General features: G+C 74.8%; 14 protein-coding genes. 4 read left to right on the top strand and 10 right to left on the bottom strand.

Annotated elements, in window-relative coordinates:
* Window positions 1–24: 24 nt before the first annotated feature.
* From IH80_RS0122660 to IH80_RS0122650, 3 genes are all read right to left on the bottom strand, one after another.
* A complete protein-coding gene (locus IH80_RS0122660) occupies window positions 25–1,200 on the bottom strand; it encodes an MBL fold metallo-hydrolase (RefSeq protein WP_078906696.1) in 1,176 nt (391 codons plus the stop codon).
* Window positions 1,201–1,303: 103 nt separating this feature from the next.
* Window positions 1,304–2,521 (bottom strand): aminotransferase class I/II-fold pyridoxal phosphate-dependent enzyme, encoded by a 1,218-nt coding sequence (locus tag IH80_RS0122655; RefSeq protein ID WP_030962851.1) that lies wholly within the window; start codon window positions 2,519–2,521, stop codon window positions 1,304–1,306.
* 91 nt (window positions 2,522–2,612) lie between these two features.
* The gene (locus IH80_RS0122650) at window positions 2,613–3,221 is read right to left on the bottom strand and encodes a TIGR03086 family metal-binding protein (RefSeq protein ID WP_051809773.1); all 609 of its coding nucleotides are present in this window, start codon (window positions 3,219–3,221) and stop codon (window positions 2,613–2,615) included.
* A 194-nt stretch (window positions 3,222–3,415) separates the two neighbouring features.
* On the opposite strand from IH80_RS0122650, the gene IH80_RS0122645 reads away from it, so the two are divergent.
* Window positions 3,416–4,246, top strand: coding sequence for a methyltransferase domain-containing protein (locus IH80_RS0122645; protein WP_030962847.1), 831 nt, complete (start codon window positions 3,416–3,418; stop codon window positions 4,244–4,246).
* A gap of 58 nt (window positions 4,247–4,304) precedes the next feature.
* Here IH80_RS0122645 and IH80_RS0122640 read toward each other — a convergent pair whose 3' ends face one another.
* The 3 genes from IH80_RS0122640 to IH80_RS0122630 form a co-directional block, all read right to left on the bottom strand.
* The gene (locus IH80_RS0122640) at window positions 4,305–6,275 is read right to left on the bottom strand and encodes a DUF5107 domain-containing protein (RefSeq protein WP_030962846.1); all 1,971 of its coding nucleotides are present in this window, start codon (window positions 6,273–6,275) and stop codon (window positions 4,305–4,307) included.
* A gap of 58 nt (window positions 6,276–6,333) precedes the next feature.
* Entirely contained in the window at window positions 6,334–7,239 is a 906-nt protein-coding gene (locus IH80_RS0122635) for an arginase family protein (RefSeq protein ID WP_030962845.1), read from the bottom strand.
* 156 nt (window positions 7,240–7,395) lie between these two features.
* Complete coding sequence (locus IH80_RS0122630; protein WP_030962843.1) at window positions 7,396–7,662, bottom strand: hypothetical protein; 267 nt, start codon at window positions 7,660–7,662, stop codon at window positions 7,396–7,398.
* Between the two features lie 180 nt (window positions 7,663–7,842).
* On the opposite strand from IH80_RS0122630, the gene IH80_RS0122625 reads away from it, so the two are divergent.
* A complete protein-coding gene (locus tag IH80_RS0122625) occupies window positions 7,843–8,934 on the top strand; it encodes a winged helix-turn-helix domain-containing protein (protein WP_234432346.1) in 1,092 nt (363 codons plus the stop codon).
* On the opposite strand, the gene IH80_RS0122620 is transcribed toward IH80_RS0122625, so the two are convergent.
* Window positions 8,906–9,463, bottom strand: a complete 558-nt coding sequence (locus IH80_RS0122620; protein WP_030962840.1) for a GNAT family N-acetyltransferase — start codon at window positions 9,461–9,463, stop codon at window positions 8,906–8,908. The two genes, IH80_RS0122625 and IH80_RS0122620, sit on opposite strands and share 29 nt — an antisense overlap.
* Before the next feature lie 247 nt (window positions 9,464–9,710).
* Between IH80_RS0122620 and IH80_RS0122615 the strand changes: the two genes are divergently transcribed.
* Window positions 9,711–10,427, top strand: coding sequence for a hypothetical protein (locus IH80_RS0122615; RefSeq protein ID WP_030962838.1), 717 nt, complete (start codon window positions 9,711–9,713; stop codon window positions 10,425–10,427).
* A 110-nt stretch (window positions 10,428–10,537) separates the two neighbouring features.
* Window positions 10,538–11,596 carry a vWA domain-containing protein gene (locus IH80_RS0122610; protein WP_030962837.1) on the top strand — a complete coding sequence of 353 codons (1,059 nt, stop codon included), beginning with the start codon at window positions 10,538–10,540 and terminating at the stop codon, window positions 11,594–11,596.
* A 3-nt stretch (window positions 11,597–11,599) separates the two neighbouring features.
* On the opposite strand, the gene IH80_RS0122605 is transcribed toward IH80_RS0122610, so the two are convergent.
* From IH80_RS0122605 to IH80_RS0122595, 3 genes are read right to left on the bottom strand one after another with little or no spacing between them, the layout of a single operon-like run.
* Entirely contained in the window at window positions 11,600–13,603 is a 2,004-nt protein-coding gene (locus IH80_RS0122605; RefSeq protein ID WP_030962836.1) for a prolyl oligopeptidase family serine peptidase, read from the bottom strand.
* A 13-nt stretch (window positions 13,604–13,616) separates the two neighbouring features.
* Entirely contained in the window at window positions 13,617–15,029 is a 1,413-nt protein-coding gene (locus IH80_RS0122600; protein WP_420708832.1) for a M20/M25/M40 family metallo-hydrolase, read from the bottom strand.
* A 1-nt stretch (window position 15,030) separates the two neighbouring features.
* Window positions 15,031–15,864: a M55 family metallopeptidase gene (locus IH80_RS0122595; protein ID WP_030962832.1), complete on the bottom strand. Its 834-nt coding sequence runs from the start codon at window positions 15,862–15,864 to the stop codon at window positions 15,031–15,033.
* Window positions 15,865–16,094 lie beyond the last annotated feature (230 nt).

Here is a 16,094-nt window from a genome sequence, read left to right as displayed (position 1 = left end):
CGGGCGGCGGGCGGCCCGGCACTCCTACTGCTGTGGGCTGTCCGCGCCGGGACCGGCGTCGCGTCCCGGCTCGGGATCCGTGGCCGCGGCCGTAGCCGTGCCCGGGGCGGCGCCCGTGCCGGGGGCCGGGTCGGGGGCGGGCAGGGTGCGCGAGGCTCCGACCGGGAGGTCCCAGAGGTCTTCGCGGGGCAGCGCCGCCCGCGACCAGGCGGCCAGGGTGCGGTGCAGGGGCTCCATGACCGGTTCGGCGGAGAGCACGAAGGCGGCCCAGTGCATGGGGGCCATCCGCCGGGCTCCGAGGTCGAGACAGGCCTGGACGGCTTCCTCCGGGTCGGCGTGGACGTCGCCCAGCCACCAGCGCGGGGCGTAGGCGCCGACGGGCAGGAGCGCGAGGTCGATCCCGGGGTGGCGGCGGCCGATCTCACGGAACCACCGGCCGTAGCCCGTGTCCCCCGCGAAGTAGACCTTCCTCGGGACCGGGCTCAGGGTGTCGGTGAGGATCCAGCCGCCCCACAGGGACCGGCAGGTGTCGGTCAGGGACCGCTTCGACCAGTGGTGGGCGGGGACGAACTCGAAGCGTACGCCGTCCAGTTCGGCTGCTTCCCACCAGTCGAGGTCGGTGACCCTGGTGAAGCCGCGGCGGCGGAACCAGCCCGCGAGGCCCGCCGGGACGAAGAGGGCGGTGTCCCGGGGCAGCCGCCTGAGGGTGGGGGCGTCGAGGTGGTCGTAGTGGTTGTGGCTGATCACGACCGCGTCCACCGGCGGCAGGTCCTCCCACCGCACCCCTACGGGCGTCATCCGGGCCGGGGTGCCGAGGATCCGGCGGGACCAGACCGGGTCGGTGAGCACGGTCAGCCCGCCGGTCCGCACGACCCAGCTGGCGTGCCCGGCCCAGGTGACGGATACCTCACCGGCAGCCGTCACGGGCAGCGGACCCGGCGCGTACGGCAGGTCCGGGATGCCGCGCAGGCCTTCGGGGCCGGGCCGGAAGGCGCCCTCGCGGGCGAGCCGGGCGAAGGCCCGGACGCCGGGGAGCGGGGTGGTCAGCCGGTCGGCGAACGAGCGGGGCCAGCGGCGGTGTGCGCCGAGCGGCCGCGGGGCGGACGGGCGCGGCGCCGCCCGGGTGACGGCCGGGCGGACGGCCCCGTCGGAGGGGGCGGCCGGGGCGGGGGCGGGGGCTGCGTCCGTCCGGTCCCTCATCGAGAAGTCTCCGTTCACCGTGGTCGGGGGCGGGACGGGCCGGTGCGGTCCGTCCGGGGGCAGCGGAAGGGGCCGGCCCGGGAGAGGGGAGCCGGCCGGGAGGTCAGGCCAGCCCGGCCAGGACCGATCCGAGGAGGTCCAGCGCGCTCCGCACGTGCGGCAGTTCGAGGGGATCGCGGGCGGTGAGCGCGGCCAGCCGTTCCTCGGGGGTGGCGCCGAGCAGCGGGCCGGTGGACAACCGGACCCGCAGGGCGCCCAGTTCGTCCGCGAACCGCTGTCCGCCGGGGGTGGGCGCGCCGAGCCGGACGCCGAGCCAGTCCTCCAGTTCCATGGCGTCGCCGACCCCGTACCGGGCGAGCCCGGCCCGCAGCGGGCCGAGGTCGGCGTAGAGGTGCCGCCCGGCCTGCGGGGGCCGGGCCAGGGCACCCACCGCGCGGAGCTCGCGGTGCGCGGCGTCGGCCACCCGGCCGTGCAGGCGGGCGGCCGCGCGGGCGCGCGCGGCGACGGCGTCGGGTTCGTCGAGGGCGTGCGCCGCGGCCCCGGCGACGGGCCCGGCGATCATCGCGCCGGTGGCGGTGAGGACGTCGAGCGTGTGGGCGCGCAGCAGGGCCCCGTGCGGGGTGTCCGGGAACCGGACCACGGCGGCGGGCCAGCCGGCGGGCAGCAGCGCGCCGGACAGGTCGACGAGGACCGCCGTCCGTTCGGGCAGCATCTCGGCGGGGCTCAGGACGAGGTCGTCGTGGGGCCGGTGGACGGTGTCGCGCCAGCTCTCGTCGCTGACGACGAACAGCCCCGCGCTCTCGGCGGCTTCGCACGCCTCGCGCACCAGCTCCGGCGGGGGCACGGTCGCGGTCGGGTCGTCGGCCACCGACAGCAGCAGCACCCGCGGATCGCCGCCCTCGGCGCGTACCCGCCGTACGGTCTCCAGCAGGGCGTAGGGGTCCGGTACACCGCCGCACTCGGCCGGGGTGGGTACGTGGTAGGCCCGCCGTCCGAGCAGTCTGATCTGCGGGGTCCACCAGGCGGGGCAGGGCCGGGGCAGCATCACGTCGCCGCCGTGGGCCCCGAGGAGGGCCAGGAGCAGCGCCGGGGCGCCGGGGCCGGCCGCCACGTGGTCGGGGGAGGTGGCCAGCCCGCGCCGGCCCCAGTACCGGCAGGCGGCGTCGCGCAGTGGGGCGTCGCCGCCGGGGGGCTGGGGGGAGGCGCGCCCGGCGGCCGCGCCGAGGACGGAGATCAGCTCGGAGAGCACGGGCAGGCCCGGCTGCGGCGCGGGCGGGCCGTAGCGGACGGGGCCGCGGCCCTCCGCCGTCGTGCGCTGCATCCCCGCCACCGCTGCCCGCCTTCCGCGTCCGTCGCGCCGCACTCCGCCGACCCTGACCTTTATACGATTATTTGGCCGCACATGCCCGTTATCAGGCGCCGTCCGCCGGTGGTCCGGCGTCCCCGCCCCAGCCCTGGCGCCCGACCATCGCGAGCAGCCGGGTCTGCGCGTCCGCGCCCGCCGGGACCTCGACCGGCTCGGCGAACATGCCACTCGCCGCGAGTCCGTCGGCGTAGGGCATGACCTCCTTGATCGAGAACTCGACGAGGGCGTCGGGGAGCCGGTCGTCGACCCCGATGCCGCGGCAGAGGTCCCAGGTGTGCACGACGCAGTCGGCGGTCAGCTCCGAGCAGTACGCGGAGCCGCGCGCGGGCCCGTAGGAGAGCTGCACGGTCCGCTCCAGCGCGCCGGCCGCGGCGAAGGCGGCGTGCGCGGCGCCCGAGGCCCTGTCCCACGCCGCGACCGGGTCGTCACCCAGCACGTCCCCGGAGAAGGCGTCACCGAGCTCCTCGACGGTGCGGCCCTCGGTGATCAGCGGCGGGATCCAGAGCTGCTCCCCGGTGACGTGGTTGACCAGGTCCCGCACGGTCCACTCCGTGCACGGGGTGGACGCGTCCCACTGCTCGTCCTTGATGGCGCGCACGCGCTCACCGAAGAGCCGCAGCGCCTCGGCATGCCGTTCGAGCAGCGCGTCGGACATGGCTCCCACCGTCCTCCACCAGGGGCGACTCCCCCTGGAGCCACTCTCCTCGCACCCGAATCGCCGTGCCACCGACCCGGCCGGCCGCCTTGGCCAACAAGGCCAGTGTCCACATGTCAAAACGCACATCTCAAATGGCGAACTGATCCTTTACGGTGGTGGCAACGCTTCGACGAGGAGGGGCAGGTACCGCCATGGACGCCACGCACGCCGCCAGGGAGACCGCCGTCTACACGCACGGCCACCACGAGTCGGTCCTGCGCTCGCACCGCTGGCGCACGGCCGAGAACTCCGCCGCGTACCTGATCGGCGAGCTGAGCCCCGGGATGGCGGTGCTGGACGTCGGCTGCGGCCCGGGCACCATCACGGCGGACCTGGCGGAGCTGGTCGCACCGGGCGGGCGGGTCACCGCCGTCGACGCGGCCGAAGGCGTCCTGGCGCAGGCCCGGGCCCACGTGGCGGAGCGCGGGCTGGACGGCGCCGTGTCCTTCGCCGTCGCGGACGTGCACGCGCTGGACTTCCCGGACGACTCCTTCGACGTGGTCCACGCCCACCAGGTGCTGCAGCACGTCGGGGATCCGGTACGGGCGCTGCGCGAGATGCGGCGGGTGTGCCGGCCGGGCGGGATCGTCGCCGCGCGCGACGCGGACTACGCGGCGATGACCTGGTACCCGGCGACGCCGGGCCTGGACGGGTGGCTGGACCTGTACCGGCGGGTGGCCCGCGCCAACGGCGGCGAGCCGGACGCGGGCCGCCACCTGCGGGCCTGGGCCCGGCAGGCCGGTTTCACCGACGTGACCTCCTCGGCCACGGCCTGGTGCTTCGCCTCCCCGGAGGAGACGGCGTGGTGGTCCGCCCTGTGGGCCGACCGGACCAAGGCCTCCGCGTACGCGGACCTCGCCGTCCGGGGCGGCCACGCGTCGACCGACGACCTGACGGCCGCCGCCGGGGCCTGGCACACCTGGGGCGCCTCGCCGGACGCCTGGTTCGCGGTCCTGAACGCCGAGATCCTGTGCCGGGCCTGACCCCACGGCACCGGCCGGGCCGTCTCCGGCAAGCGGTACGTGCTCTGCCTCGACGGGATCACGAGGTGGCCGGCCGCATGCGGAAGTCGTAGGGGGCCGGCAGGGGGCAGTCGGTGAGGGCGGACCACAGGTCGGACAGGCTTTCCTCGCCCTCCCGCAGGTCGGGGAGTTCGAAGCCGTCCTCGAAGACCCGGCGGGCCGCCCGCACATGGCCCTCCGCCGCGAGCAGCCGGGCCGCCAGCAACCGGAAGCGGCCCTGCTCGCGCAGGCCCGGCCGGAGCCGGTCCCAGACGGCGCGGGCCTGCGGCAGCCGGCCCGCCGCCAGGAGGGCGGCCATCGCCTCCCGGCCCAGCGCCGACTCCGCCGCCGTCCACGGACCGCCCCCGCGGCTCTCCGCGGCCAGGTCCTCGAAGGCCGCCGCGAAGCCGTCCGCGGCCCGCGCAGCGTCACCCGCCAGCGCGTCCGCCACCGCCAGACAGCGCAGCAGCGGCCAATGCGAGAGGGCGAGCGCCAGCCCGCGCTCCCAGCTCCGCACCGCCTGGGCGGTGTCCCCCGCGTGCCACTGGGCCACTCCCAGGTGGTACTCCGTCAGCGGGTCCGCGGGGGCCGTCTCCAGCATGTCCCGCCAGTGCGCGGCGACCAGGCTCGGGCCCGGCGGCACCACCCGGCGCGGAGCGGGCAGGACCCCCGTGCGCCACAGTTCCAGCCACGGCTCCTGTTCCTCGCCCAGCGTCGACTCCTCGAAGGGCGTGCCCGGCAGCCGGTGCCCCGCGCACAGCACCTCCAGCGCTCCCCACCCCGAGCCGACCGCCAGCCGCTCCCCCGGTTCGGTGTCGGCGCAGCCGCGCCACGCCTCGTAGGCCGCGTCCACCCGCTCCCGGGGCAGTACGGCGTCCAGCGCGTCCTGGGCCGCGCCGCGGGCCGCCGCCCAGTCCGCGCCGTGCACCGCCGACGGTTCGGCCGCCAGCGGCCCGTACGCCTCCAGCCAGCTGAACTCCGCCCCGCCCTCCAGCCGTACGTGCTCCAGCTGGGTCCGGGCCAGCCCGGCCTGGATCTCCGCGTAACCGCCCGTGCCCGGCTCGGTCAGCCATTCCTGCCAGCGCCGCCCGCCACCGCCCGCGCCCCACACGAACAGCTTGCGCCCCCGCAGCCGTGCCGTGGAGGTCTGCACGAGGCCCTCCCCGGCGGCGTCCAGGGAGGCGATCCAGGGCCGGTCCCCGTCCCGGACCTCGTAGAAGAAGTCGGCCGGGTACTCACTGCGCAGTGGGTACGTACGGTCCGCGGCCTCCCACTCCGGCACGGGGATGCGGCGCAGGGTGCGCTCGTAGCCGAAGTGCCAGGCCTCGTCCGCGGGGGCCAGGACACGGCTGCCCGGGTCCTCGGGGACGGCGGTGTTGGACCACCAGTACACGGGTGCGGGCCGCTCGTGCGGGTTGCGCACGCGGACGCCGACGTACAGGAACCGCGAGTCCTCCGGCAGCCACAGGTCCACCTGGAACGGCAGGTCGCGCAGCCGCTCCCACTCCCACAGCCGGACCATCACGCCGCCGTCCGGGGCCGGGACGAGGGCGGCGTGCAGCGGGGCGCAGGAGAGGGTGGTGTGGCCGGTCGCCCCGGTGTTCCACTCGATGCCGCCGGAGAACCAGGCGCCGTTCAACGCGAAGTTGGCGGGCTGGAACACCGGGTTGCGGTAGAGCAGTTCGCGTTCGGTCGGCAGGTGGACCAGCGAGTGGATCCGTCCGCCCAGGCCCGGCAGCACGGTGACCCGCACGTGCTCGTTCTCGATGACGACGGCCTCGAACTCCCGCTCCGCGCGCTCCCGCCCGTACCCGTCGCGGATGCGGACGGGCAGCAGCGAGCGCAGCGGCTCGTACCCGATCTGCCGGGCCATGTCGCGCGGCAGGCCGTCGCGGGAACGCTCGTCCAGGACGTGCACGCCGTCGGGCGCGCGCAGGGCGGGCAGCGGGTTGTCGGAGCCCAACGAGGCTGCGGGAAGGGTCAGTACGGCGCGTCGGACGGTGGTGGCCATGAGGAAATGGAACACGCCACGGCGGCCGGTGCACAGGGGTTCCGCGGATCACCACCGGTCAGGATGACGCAAAGGCCCCCGCCACCAGGTCCGCGAGCAGCGCGCCCGCACGGCCGTCCGGGTCGAGGTCCGGGTCGTAGATGGTGACGTTCAGCCCGACGCACCGCGGTGACCCCACCAGGACGCGCAGCAGTTCGGCGACCTCCTGCGGCAGCAGGCCCCCGGGGTCGGGGCTGTCCACGGCCGGCATCACCTCGGGGTCGAGCACGTCGGCGTCCAGATGGACCCAGAACCCGTCGGTGACGGGCGGGTGCAGGCCGTCCAGCGCCGACCGGGCGACGACGGCTGCGCCCCGGCGGCGGATCTCGCCGACGGTGGCGGCGAAGATCCCGGCCTCCGCCAGCTCCGGGAGGTCCGCGTCCCCGTCGCGCATCCCGAACAGCCGGACGTCCTCGTCGCGCAGGTACGGCGCGAGCCCTTCCAGGTCGCTGAGCGAGGGCTGTCCGCGGCCGGTGGCCAGGGCCAGCTCCTCGCCGCCCGCGGCTCCGACGGGACCGTTGACGGCGGTGTTGCCGGGGTGGCGGAAGTCGGCGGAGCCGTCGACGGCTGCCAGGCCGTAGCGGCCGGTCCGGCGCATGGCGAGCGAGGCGCCGAGCTGGATGGAGCAGTCCCCGCCGAGCACGACGGGGAACTCCCCCGCCCGCAGGTGGCGTTCGATCCGGTCGGCGAGGGTGACGGTGTAGGCGGCGAGGGCATCGGCGTTGAAGACGCCGTCGCCCTCCACCCAGTCGCCGCGGTCGTAGCGGGGCGGGACCACGACGCCTCCCTCGCGCGCCCCGAGCCTGCTCAGCAGGCCATGGTCGCGCAGGGCGCCCGCGAGCTTGTAGACCCCGGGGACCGCCCCGGGCGCGGGCGGCCGCAGACCGAGGTTGGACGGGGCATCGAGCAGTACCAGGGTGCGCATCCCCTCATCCTGCGCGATCCGGCGCCGCGGCGGTGGCGATTGTCCCGCAAGAACCCGCAGCACGCCGGTCCGGCCCCGGCGGACGCGCCGCCGGGGCCGGACCGGGCCCGTACGATCAGCGGGACCCTCCCGCGCAGTCGCGGACCGCGGGCAGGCTCACTGCCAGACGTAGAGGTCGTAGAACCCGCCCGCGTTGCGCTCGCACTTGGCGCGGCCCGCGTAGGAGTCCCGCAGGGACACGCACTCCCGCTTGGAGTACTCGCCGAGGAACACCCACCCCGTGGCATCCGCGGGTGACCGGTGGGCCGGCGCGACGGCGACCTCGCCCGGTGCCGCGGCGGCCGAGGCCCCCGCAGCGCCCGTCACGAGGACGGCCGCACCGGCGGCGAGCGTGGCGAGGACCCGTACCACTGTGGTGCGCATGCTCTCTCCCTTGTCGTTGTCCGTGTCCGCCGGGACGTTCCCTCGTCCCTGGAGGCCGAGCGGGAAGCACCGCTCGCCGGACAGGATCCGCTCGGCGCGACACGGAAATCGACTCGATTCGGGCTGCCCCGAAACGAGCACGGCGGGGAGCATTCGACACGGGCGGGTGAGGAGGCCGGTGTGCTGCGTCTGCACTTCACCGTGGAGGACCTGGGACGGGTACGGGTCGAGGTCCTGGGTCCGCTCGCGGAGACGGTCCTCGGACTGTGGAACCTCCAGCGGCGCGACGCAAAGGCGCTGTTCGGCGGCTGGCGGGCCCGGACCGGGCCGCTCGTCACGGGCGACGGCCCGCACATCGCACGGTTCCTCGGCTCTCCCGCCGGGGGGCTCGTGGACCTGTTCACCCTGGTCGGCTCCGCGGGCTGCCTGGGCGAGGGGCTGGAACGGCTGGCCGGCGCCCCGGCGGACCGCCTGTGCGAGGAGTTCGCCGTGTGCGCGGGGACCGACAGGGTGCGGGCCCGGTGGCTGGCCGGGCTGGCGGGGGCCGACCGGCGGTCCGTGGGGCGCCTCGCCCAGGCGCTGCGGGACTGCCACCGGGTGGCGGTCGCCCCGTACTGGGGGAGCATCCGCCACCACCTGGACGGGGAGGTGGCCCGCCAGGGGCGCCTCATGGTGGGCGGCGGGGTGGCGGCCCTGCTGGACGGCATGCGCCCGATGGCCGTGTGGAAGCCGCCCGTGCTGGAGGTCCCGGACTACCGGCCGCTCGTCCACCCCGTCGCCGACTACCACCTGGGGGGCCGCCCGCTGGTGCTGGCGCCGTCGGTGTTCTGCGGGCCGGTCCCCCAGCTGTTCGCCGGCCCCCGGGCCGATTCCGTGGTCATGGTGTATCCGGCCCTGCGCGATCCGGTCGACGCCGCCGCGCTGTGGGCACCCCCTGCGGACGCACGGCGGGCCGGCGCACCGGTGCCGCCGGCCCTGGCAGCGCTCCTGGGGCGTACCAGGGCGATCGTGCTGTGCGTGATAGCCGACCATCCCGCGTGCACGACGACACAGCTCTCCCGGCGGGCGGGGATCTCACCGGCGAGCGCCAGCGAGCACGCCGCCACACTGCGCGGTGCCGGACTGACCCGTCTGGCCAGGGAGCGGAAGAACGCCCTTCATTCGCTGACCCGTCTCGGTGCCGTCCTGCTCGACGGTGTCGGCGGCGACGGCAACGGCGCCGACGGCCACTGCGACGTCGACGTCATCGGGCGCGCGGCATCTCGGCGGTGACGGCCCAGCGTTCGTGGTCCCGCCAGGCACCGTCGACGTGGAGGAAGTCGGGCGAGAGGCCCTCCAGCCGGAAGCCGGCGCCGCGGACCAGCGCGATCGAGGCGGCGTTGCCGGGCTGGACGTTGGCCTCGAGACGGTGCAGGCCGAGGCCCTCCCCGGTGGGGGCGAAGGCGTGGTCGAGGACGAGGCCGAGGGCTTCGCGCAGGAGTCCTCGGCCCGCGGCGTGCGCGAAGGCCCCGTAACCGAGGGCCCCGCACCGGAAGGCGCCCCGCACGATGTTGTTGACGTTGACGAAACCGGCCAGGGCCCCGGTGCCGAGCTCGCACACCAGGAACCCGGCGCGGGCGTCGCCCTCGGTCAGCCGGGTCGCGTAGGGCTCGTACTCCTCGATGGTGGCGGGCGGGAACAGCCAGGGGCGGTGGAGGTCACAGCTCTCGCGCACGCGCGCGGTGAACTCGGGCCCGTCGGCGATCCGGTAGGACCGCAGGCCGACGCGGTCGCCCTCCCGGACGTAGCTGGAAGAGGTCATCGCCCCAGGCTAGGGGGTGTCTTGGCGGTCCGGCCGGATCAGGGAGCGGGGCCCGTGCACCGCAAGGCGGACGAGGGAGGCTACGCGGAGCGTCGCCGACCGAGGACAACGCGGCGAGGCGTGGCCGGCGCCGCCATCACGGCTGCCGCGATCTTGGTGATCGGCCGCAGGGGTTGCCAGGGCCCGCGAGCCCGGCCTGACCGGCACGACACACCCCTGGGGGCTGTGACACGATCAGATCGTGATCATGGACGAGACGAGTGCGGCGCTGCGCCGCCGGGCGGCGCTGAACAACGCCGGGTGGTGCGACGCCGTCTGCCGCGCGCACGGCCTGTCGCCTCGGTACGCCGGCGGAGACCTCTGGCTGAGCACGGTACGGACACCGCCCCTGTACCCCGATGCCGTGACCCTGGACCCGGGCGTCGAGGCGGCGGAGGTGCTGCCTCCGATCGACACCGGCTCTCCCGGCTGCTCGGTGAAGGACAGCTTCGCCGCCCTGGACCTGTCCGGGCACGGCTTCGAGGTGCTCTTCGAGGCCCAGTGGATCCACCGCCCGGCCGGGGTACCGGTCCCGGCGGCACCGTCCGCGCCGGAGTGGTCCGAGGTCGGCGACGCCGCGGAGCTGGCGGCCTGGGACGCCGCGTGGGACGGCGAGGAGGCCACCGGGCTGTTCCGGCCCTCCCTGCTCGGCGGTGACACCGCCTTCCTCGCCGGCCGCATCGGGGACCGGATCGTCGCCGGGGCCGTTGCGCACACCTGCGCCGACGCGGTCGGCGTCTCCAACCTGTTCGCCCGCGACGGGATCGGCACCGACACGGCCTGGGCGGGCGCCCTGACCGCGATCGCCGCCCGCCGCCCCGACCTGCCCGTGGTCGGCTACGAACACGGCGAGGACCTGGACAGCGCCCTCCGCAGCGGATTCACCGCGATCGGCCCGCTGCGCGTCTGGCTGCACACCGCCTGAGGCTCCCCGCGGCGCCCCTTTCACCGCTGATCGTCCGTCAAGCTCCTTTGTCAGTGGCTCCCCATAGTGTGAACGCATCACTCGGGGAGCTTCGGAAAAGGAGCACAGTCATGTCCGCACACAGGATCCAGCACAAGGTGAACCACGTCGCGCTGGTAGTGGACTGTTCGGGTTCCATGCGTCCGCACGAGAGCCAACTCATCCGTGTTGTGGACGAGTTCGTGGCGGGTTTGAAGGCCGAGTCGGACAGCCTCGGGCATGAGACCCGGATCAGTCTCTATTCCTTCGACCACCGGGTGGAGAATCTGGTCTGGGACATGGACGTGAAGCACCTGCCGTCCATGCGGGGCCTCTACACCGTGAAGAACGGCGCCACCGCCCTCATCGAAGCCTCCCTGAAATCCCTGGACGACCTCGGTCACATCTGGGAGGAGTACGGCGAGCACAGTTTCCTCCAGATCGTGGTGACGGACGGCGAGGAGAACGCCTCCGGCGGCGACCGGCGGCACGACGGCGACATGAGCATCCTCGGCCCCTGGCTCGACCGGATCACGGCCCGGATGGGCGGGCTGCCGGACCACTGGACCTCCGCGATCCTCGTGCCGAACTCCCTGGCGAAGCGGACCGCCCAGAACTACGGCTTCCCGGCGGGGAACATCGCCATCTGGGACGCGGACTCCCAGGAGGGCGTCAAGGAGGCGATCGGCACCGTGCGCGCCGCCGCCACCAGTTTCCTGCGCGGCCGCGAGAAGGGTGTGCGCGGCACGAGGAACCTGTTCGCGGTCGGCCAGGACCTTTCCGTCGACGACGTACGGGCGAACCTCGAACCGATCGCGGCCGACAAATACCGGCTGCTGCAGGTCGATACGGACATGAACATCCGCTCCTTCGTCGATGCGCATCCCGAGGTGAGCTATGAACGCGGTTCCTGCTATTACCAGTTGGGCACCAGGGTCCAGGTCCAGGCGAACAAGGAGGTCATCGTGGTCGAGAAGGACACCGGCCGCGCGTACACGGGCGACGCGGCACGCAGCCTGCTCTTCGGTACCGGAATCCAGGGAACCGTCTCGGTGAAGGCCGGCCACAATCCCGCATTGGAGGTCTACGTGCAGAGCCGCTCGGCGAGCAGGAAGCTCAAGGCACGGACGCGCCTGCTCGTCCTGCTCTGAGATTCACGAAGAGGTTTCCAGGGGAAGCCTCGGGACATCGGTGCGTTCGCATCCGAAGACCTGCGCGTACAGCGACAGTTCGGCCTCCAGCGCCCGCACCATGGTCTCGGCGCGGCGGAAGCCGTGCCCCTCGCCCTCGAAGGCCAGGTAGGCGTGCGGCACCGGCCGGCCCCGCATCGCGGCCAGCAGCCGTTCCGCCTGGGCCGGCGGGCAGACCGGGTCCTCCAGCCCCTGGAGCAGGACGAACGGCGCCGTGATCCGGTCGGCCCGGGCCACCGGGGAGCGTTCGCGGCACAGGACGGCGAGGGTCTGCGGCGGCCCCGCCAGGCCGTCGATGTAGCGGGACTCCAGATCGTGGGTCTCCTCGGCGAAGCCCAGCAGGTCCAGCACCGGGTAGATGATCGCCGCGCAGGCGTACAGGTCGGTCGCGGCCAGCGATGCCGCTGCCGTCCAGCCGCCCGCGCTGCCGCCGCGGATGGCCAGTCGGACGGGGTCGGCGGTCCCTTCGGCGGCCAGCGCCCGGGCCACCGCCGCACAGTCCTCCACGTCCACCACGCCCCACTGTTCGCGCAGCCGCTCCCGGTAGGCGCGGCCGTAGCCGGTGGAGCCGCCGTAGTTCACCTCGACCACGCCGATCCCGCGCGAGGTGAAGTAGGCGATGTGCAGGTCGAGTACGGGCGGCACGTGGTCGGTGGGCCCGCCGTGCGCCCACACCACGTACGGGGGCAGTTCGTCGGCGGGGGCCCGGCAGGCCGGATGGTGCGGCGGGTAGACATGGGCGTGGATCTGCCGGTCGTCCGGGCCGAGGAAGGTGCGGCTCTGCGGCTCGGGGTAGTAGGCCGGGTCCACCGGGTCCGCGCCCTGCGCGCCGACGACCCTGGCGTGTCCGCTGGCGGTGTCCAGCTCGACCACCTCGTAGGCGCTGCGCGGGCTGGCGGCGACCCCGTAGACCCGGCTGCCGTGCACGGCGAGCGTCGGCTGCCAGGCCGTCCACGGACCGGCCGCGTCCACCAGGTCGCCGCTCTCCGGGTCCAGGATGCCGAGCACCGAGGAGCCCTGGCCGTGCAGCACGGCGACGAGCCCGTCGGGGAGCGGGGCGAACCAGCGCAGTCCGGGCTTCCACAGCGCTCCCCCGAACTCCTCTTCCCGCAGGCACAGGTTGACGGCCCACCCCGTGTCCGGGTCCACCCGGTACGGGTTCCACCAGCCGCCGCGGTCGCTGACCGCCAGGAGGGCTCCGTCGGCCGTCCAGTCCACCTGGGCGACGGACTCGTCGGGGCCGCCGAAGACCGTCCGCGCACCGGACAGCTCCCCCTCCGCGGTGACCTCGGCCAGCTGCAGCTCGGTGCCGTCCCAGGGCATCAGCGGGTGGTCCCACACCAGCCAGGCCGCACGCCGGCCGTCCGGGGAGAGCCGCGGTCCGGTGGTGAAGCGGTGCCGGCCGTCCGTCAGTTCCCGTACGGCCGCACGGTCCCCGGCCGCCGACCCGTCCAGGGGTACGGCGGCCAGGACCCGGCGCACATCGGTCGGCCCGGGCCCGGTGAACTCCTCCAGCACGCACCACACTTCGTCCCCGCGCAGCACCGGGTCGGCCCATCGCAGCCCGCCGCCGGTGCCGGACACCGGGGTGAGGGGGCGCGGCTCCGGGGCGCCCGGCGCGTCCGGCTCGTACGCGTACAGCCGCTGGTCGGCGAAGTGGACGAAGACCAGCAGGGGTCCGCCCGCCGTCCGCTCGGCCCCCGCCCAGGGCAGGCCGCCGTACTCGGTGACCCGGCTGCGCACGTTCCACGGCGCGGGCAGCTCACTGACCTCGCTCCCGGCCCCGGACCCGGCGGGGCGGCGGCGCACCAGGGTGCGGCGGCCCGCCTCCTGCGGCCGGGGCTCGGTCCACCAGACTTCCGGGCCCACCGTGCCGACGTACTCGGGCCGGCCGTCGCGGGAGGCCGCGAGTCCGGCGTCGATGGGCGAGGGCCAGCTCCCGTACGGCAGGGTCTGCGCGGCGGACATCACCGGGCCCCGCTCACAGGGTCCGCAGCGCGCGGTCGAGGACGCGGACGCCGAAGTGGAGGGCCTCGACGGGGACCCGCTCGTCCACGCCGTGGAAGAGGGACCAGTAGTCGAAGCCGGGCGGCAGTTTCAGCGGGGAGAAGCCGTAGCCGGTGATGCCGAGCCGGGAGAACTGCTTGGCGTCGGTGCCGCCCGCCATGCAGAAGGGCACCACGCGGCCGTCCGGGTCGAACCGCTCGACCGACTCGCGCAGGACGGCGAACGTCCGCCCGTCCACGGGAGCTTCGAGAGCGACCTCCCGGTGGTGGAACTCCCACGTGACGTCGGGTCCGGTGAGCTCGTCGAGGGTGGCGATGAACTCGGCCTCGCCGCCGGGCAGCATGCGGCCGTCGACGAAGGCGGTGGCCTCGCCGGGAATCACGTTCAGCTTGTAGCCGGCGCTGAACATCGTCGGGTTGGCACTGTTGCGGACGGTGGCCTCGACGAGGGCGGCGGCCGGGCCGAGCTTGCCGAGGACCGCGTCGAGGTCGAAGCCGCGGCGCCGCGGGTCGGCGGACAGCCCCTGGAGGGCGGCGAGTTCGGTGATGCAGGCGGCGACGGTGGCGGTGAGCCGGACCGGCCACTCGTACGCGCCGATCCGGGCGACCGCGGCGGCCAGCCGGCTGACGGCGTTGGCCCGGTTCGGCTTGGATCCGTGACCTGTGGTGCCGCGTGCGGTCAACTTCAGCCAGGCGGTGCCGCGTTCACCGGCGGCGATGGGGTAGAGGGACCGGCCGGGTCCGGTGTGGACGGTGAAGGCGCCGGATTCGCTCAGGCCCTCGGTGCACCCCTCGAAGAGCCCGGGGTGCTCGTCGGCGAGGAAGCCGGAGCCGTCGACGGCGCTGTCCTCCTCGTCGGCGGTGTAGGCGATCACGACGTCCCGGCGCGGGCGGACCCCCGCGCGCGCCCAGGCCCGTACGACGGCCAGCACCATCGCGTCCATGTTCTTCATGTCGACGGCTCCGCGCCCCCAGACGACACCGTTGCGGACCTCGCCGGAGAAGGGGTCCACGCTCCAGTCCGCGGCCTCGGCGGGGACCACGTCGAGGTGGCCGTGGACGAGGAGCGCGTCGGCGGCAGGGTCGGTTCCCTCGATCCGGGCGACGACGTTGGTGCGGCCCGGGGTGCGCTCCAGCAAGAGCGGTTCCAGGCCGGCGGCGGCGAGCCGTTCGGCGACGTACTCGGCGGCGGGCCGCTCGCGGCAGTCGCCGCCGCCCCGGTTGGTGGTGTCGATCCTGATGAGGTCCGAGGTGAACCCGACGGCCTCGTCGAGGGCCACCGCGTCCACCACGTCCGCCGTGTTCACCCCGTCCGCCGCGTTCGCCCTGTCCGCTGCGTCCACGGCGGCGCCGGTGTCGGCGGGAGCGCCGGTGTCGGTTGTGCGCATGTCAGCCATACTGCTCCTCCACGGCCGCCGAGACGACCGTCGTGACCGCCTTGAAGCTGCGGATCCCCTCGTACATCGTCGCGCTGGTGTACGCGACCCTGCGTTCGCCGCTGCGCCGGACCCCCGGGACCACCGTGGCGGACATGGCCAGGTGTTCGGCGTCGAACTCCAGCTCCACGGTGTACGGGCCGCCGGGCGCGGGCTCGTAGCGGACGGCGAGCGCGGTGGCTTCCTTGGCCGCGGCGCGGATGTCGGCGGCGGTCCGGGCCGGGGTCCGGCAGACGGCGGCGTAGCGCGAGACGTGGTCCTTGACGGCGACGGTCACCGCCTCCGGGGCGTAGCCGGCGGCGTCCACGCAGGTCAGGTCGTCGCCGGTGACCAGGATGACCGGGACGCCGTACTCGGCGACGACGTGGGCGTTGAGCAGCCCCTCGCTCGCCCGGGTCCCGTTGAGCCAGACCCCGGTGATGGAGTTGGCCAGGTAGGTGTGGGCGAGCACGCCTTCGGTGCCGGCGCCCGTGTGGTAGCCGACGAACGCGACGCCGTCGACGTCGCCGCGCTGGACGCCCTCGACCATGGAGAGGGCCTTGTGGCGGCCGGTGAGCATCTCGGCCCGGGCGTCGAGGCGCTCCAGCAGCAGGTTGCGCATCGTCCAGTGGGCCTCGTTGATGACGACCCGGTCGGCGCCGCCGTCGTAGAAGCCGAGTACGGCCGCATTGACGTCGGAGGTGAACATGGAGCGGCAGCGCTCCCACTGGGGTGTGCCGGGCAGCACGTCTGCGGGCCAGGTGACGCCGGTGGCGCCTTCCATGTCGGCGGAGATGAGGATCTTCATCGGGCCCCCGGGCGGTCGGTTGCGCGGTCGCGCGCGACGCGGGCGGCACGCACGGCGCCCAGCCTACGGGCTGTCCCCTCGTCCGGGGCGGATCAGCGCGCGGGCGCGCGGCCCGGGTGACCGGGGCGGCCGGGCGGCCGGGCCGGAAAGTCCACCCGAACCGGTGAGGGGGCCCGGCCCGACCCGGCCCGACCCCGCCCGACCCCGCCCGACCCCGCCCGACCCCGCCC

The sequence above is a fragment of the Streptomyces sp. NRRL S-378 genome, assembly GCF_000720645.1.
GTDB lineage: Bacteria > Actinomycetota > Actinomycetes > Streptomycetales > Streptomycetaceae > Streptomyces.
Note: the sequence above shows the minus strand (reverse complement) of the source record. Positions and strands in the feature narration are given on the sequence as shown.